Source organism: Limosilactobacillus coleohominis, from assembly GCF_016901675.1.
Classification (GTDB): domain Bacteria; phylum Bacillota; class Bacilli; order Lactobacillales; family Lactobacillaceae; genus Limosilactobacillus; species Limosilactobacillus intestinavium.
Genome location: NZ_JACJKU010000116.1, coordinates 1 through 2,719, shown reverse-complemented (window position 1 = coordinate 2,719; position 2,719 = coordinate 1). Strand labels below are relative to the sequence as shown.

The 2,719-nt window shown below is 39.9% G+C and carries 4 protein-coding genes; 1 reads left to right on the top strand and 3 read right to left on the bottom strand.

The window, feature by feature from the left end:
- From tsaE to H5975_RS07770, 3 genes are all read right to left on the bottom strand, one after another.
- The coding region (tsaE, locus tag H5975_RS07780; protein ID WP_204785565.1) for a tRNA (adenosine(37)-N6)-threonylcarbamoyltransferase complex ATPase subunit type 1 TsaE at positions 1-236 on the bottom strand (236 nt) is incomplete at its 3' end.
- 1 nt (position 237) lies between these two features.
- Positions 238-1,203: a phosphate acetyltransferase gene (pta, locus tag H5975_RS07775; protein ID WP_204785564.1), complete on the bottom strand. Its 966-nt coding sequence runs from the start codon at positions 1,201-1,203 to the stop codon at positions 238-240.
- A gap of 15 nt (positions 1,204-1,218) precedes the next feature.
- On the bottom strand, positions 1,219-1,914 hold the full coding sequence (locus H5975_RS07770) for a uracil-DNA glycosylase (protein ID WP_204785563.1): 696 nt from the start codon (positions 1,912-1,914) through the stop codon (positions 1,219-1,221).
- 125 nt (positions 1,915-2,039) lie between these two features.
- Between H5975_RS07770 and H5975_RS07765 the strand changes: the two genes are divergently transcribed.
- Positions 2,040-2,594 carry an LURP-one-related/scramblase family protein gene (locus tag H5975_RS07765; RefSeq protein ID WP_239459613.1) on the top strand — a complete coding sequence of 185 codons (555 nt, stop codon included), beginning with the start codon at positions 2,040-2,042 and terminating at the stop codon, positions 2,592-2,594.
- The last annotated feature ends 125 nt before the right edge of the window (positions 2,595-2,719 follow it).

Sequence of the window (2,719 nt, the reverse complement as noted above, 5' to 3'; positions counted from 1 at the left end):
GCATCCATGTGATAAAGCGGAATCCGACCATCTTGATATTCATGAATAATTGTAAAAGTTGGGCTTTTTATGATTTCTTTGATTCCCAAACCTTTTGCAATTCCCTTTGTAAAGGTAGTCTTACCAGCCCCTAAATCACCGTTTAAAACAACTACATCACCAGGACGCAAATCGGCCGCCATTCGCTCACCTAGTGCAATCGTTTCATTACTGTTGTTTAATGTTAATTGTTTCATTTTATTTTACCTGTGATGCTGTAATAACAGCCACTTTGTAAACTTCATCTTCACTTGTTCCCCGCGACAGATCTGCTACCGGTGCATTCAGCCCCTGCAAAATTGGACCAACTGCTTCAAAGCCACCCAGCCGTTGAGCAATCTTGTAACCAATATTACCGGCTTCAAGACTTGGGAAAACAAATACATTAGCATGACCAGCCACTTTTGACTCTGGTGCTTTTAGTTCACCGACAGATGGTACAAAAGCAGCATCAAATTGTAATTCACCATCCACTGCTAATTCCGGTGCCTTTTCATGGACTAACTTCGTCGCATCAGCTACTTTAGTTACCATTTCACCTTTTGCAGACCCCTTAGTGGAAAAACTAAGTAAAGCTACTTTGGGATCTAAGCCAAATAATTGTGCAGTATGAGCACTTTCAATTGCCACTTCGGCCATTGTTGGTGCATCTAATTCAATGTTAATAGCACAATCTGCAAATACGTAACGTTCATCACCCTTTTGCATAATAAATGCACCGCTAATTCTCTTAACACCAGGTTTAGTTTTAATAATCTGTAATGCAGGCCGTACTGTATCACCAGTCGCATGAATCGCGCCAGAGACCATGCCATCTACTTTTCCCATGTAAACCAGCATTGTTGCAAAATAGCTAATATCCTCAAGCATTTGATCAACTTGTTCAGGAGTATTTTTACCCTTCCGCCGTTCTAATAGTGCATCATGCATTGCGCTTTTATCATAAGTATCAGGATTAATAATTTCGATACCATTCAGGCTCAGGTGATTTTGCTCAGCAACAGTTGACAATTGATCCTTGTCCCCCAGTAATACTGGCTGAAGCAGTCCGTCATTGTGGAGACGAACAGCAGCCCCCATGATTCGTGGGTCAGTACCTTCTGGAAAGACAATCGTTCTATTTTTACCTTTTAAATTATTCGCTAAATTTTGAAAAACGTCCATTTTTATAACTCCTTCTTATTGATCTTCAATTATGACATGGTCCGGAAGTTGCCAATCAATCGGTTGTTCTCCCATGGCCTGGAGAGCTTCATTTGTTCGCGAAAATGGTCGTGAACCGAAGAAACCACGATTAGCAGAAAAGGGACTTGGATGTGCTGATTCTAAAATAATGTTGGTTTGGGTATTAATAAGAGCCTTTTTTTCTTGAGCAGCTCTGCCCCACAAGATAAATATGACTGGTTCTGGTCGATCAGACAACGCTTTAATAGCAGCATCCGTTAATTTTTCCCATCCATGTCCCCGATGAGAAAATGCCTGTCCGTCACGAACAGTTAGGACTGAATTGAGTAATAATACTCCCTGATCAGCCCACTTCTTAAGATATCCATGATGAACTGGTGGATATCCTAAATCATCTTGTAATTCTTTATAAATATTTTGCAACGACGGTGGTAGTTTCACTCCTGGTAAAACAGAAAAACTGCATCCATGTGCTTGATGAGGTCCATGATATGGGTCTTGCCCAAGAATCACAACCTTAACCTTACTAAATGGAGTCCACTCAAACGCTTCAAAGATGTGATGCATATCTGGATAAACTGTGTGATGTTGATATTCCTGAATTAGAAACTGCCGTAACTGTTGATAATATTCTGCCTCAAATTGGGGCTTTAACACTGGCCACCAATCATTATGTATAATTTGTTTCAAAACTGTCCACCTCGACAATATTTTACCATATTCCATAACTAAACTCTTCTTAAGGTAGCTGTTCAATTATTGATACTACTGGTAAAATAAGGTTAACTAATTCAATTGGAAAAGTGGTGAATAGCATGCGGACCCTTTACCTGAAAAATCGGGCAAATGACCGTTCGGCAACAATTATCCATGATAATACCAATCAAGCTTGCTACTTATTAACTGGTAAGTGGGGCCTTCGTCATGATGCACTGTCTATCTATACGATGCAAGGCCAACTGTTAGGCGAGATTCGGCAACTATCATTAGGGTTAATGCCCAAATTTGCTATTTACCAAAATCGTCAAAAAGTTGGCACCATTGGCAAATCATTGGGGTTCGTTCGTGAGTTTATATACATTCATGATTTAAATTGGGTAATTGTTGGTAATGCATTCACCAATCACTATCGGGTTTTTCGTAATAACCATCTTGTTTTCACGATGGACCCTGAACAATCATCTGGAGGACTTTATTGTCGGCTGACCGTTTCTCAAGAAGCAGATGAACCAATTGCAATTTTGGTAGCATGCATTTTAAATCATTGGTCTCATAAGGGTGATGTCAACCGCCTAAAGTCACGAATCCCTCGTTGGCGTATTAACCGCAATTCGTCTCCTGAACTTGGTTGTTTCAATAATTTGAATTAAAAAGGATGAATCAAAAATGAAGTGAACCCTATAAGTTGGACACTTTAATTTAGGCAACTTTTTCTAAGGCAAGATTCCGATATTCAATCGGCGTCTTGCCTTTTAGTTTGTGCCTTATGCGACAT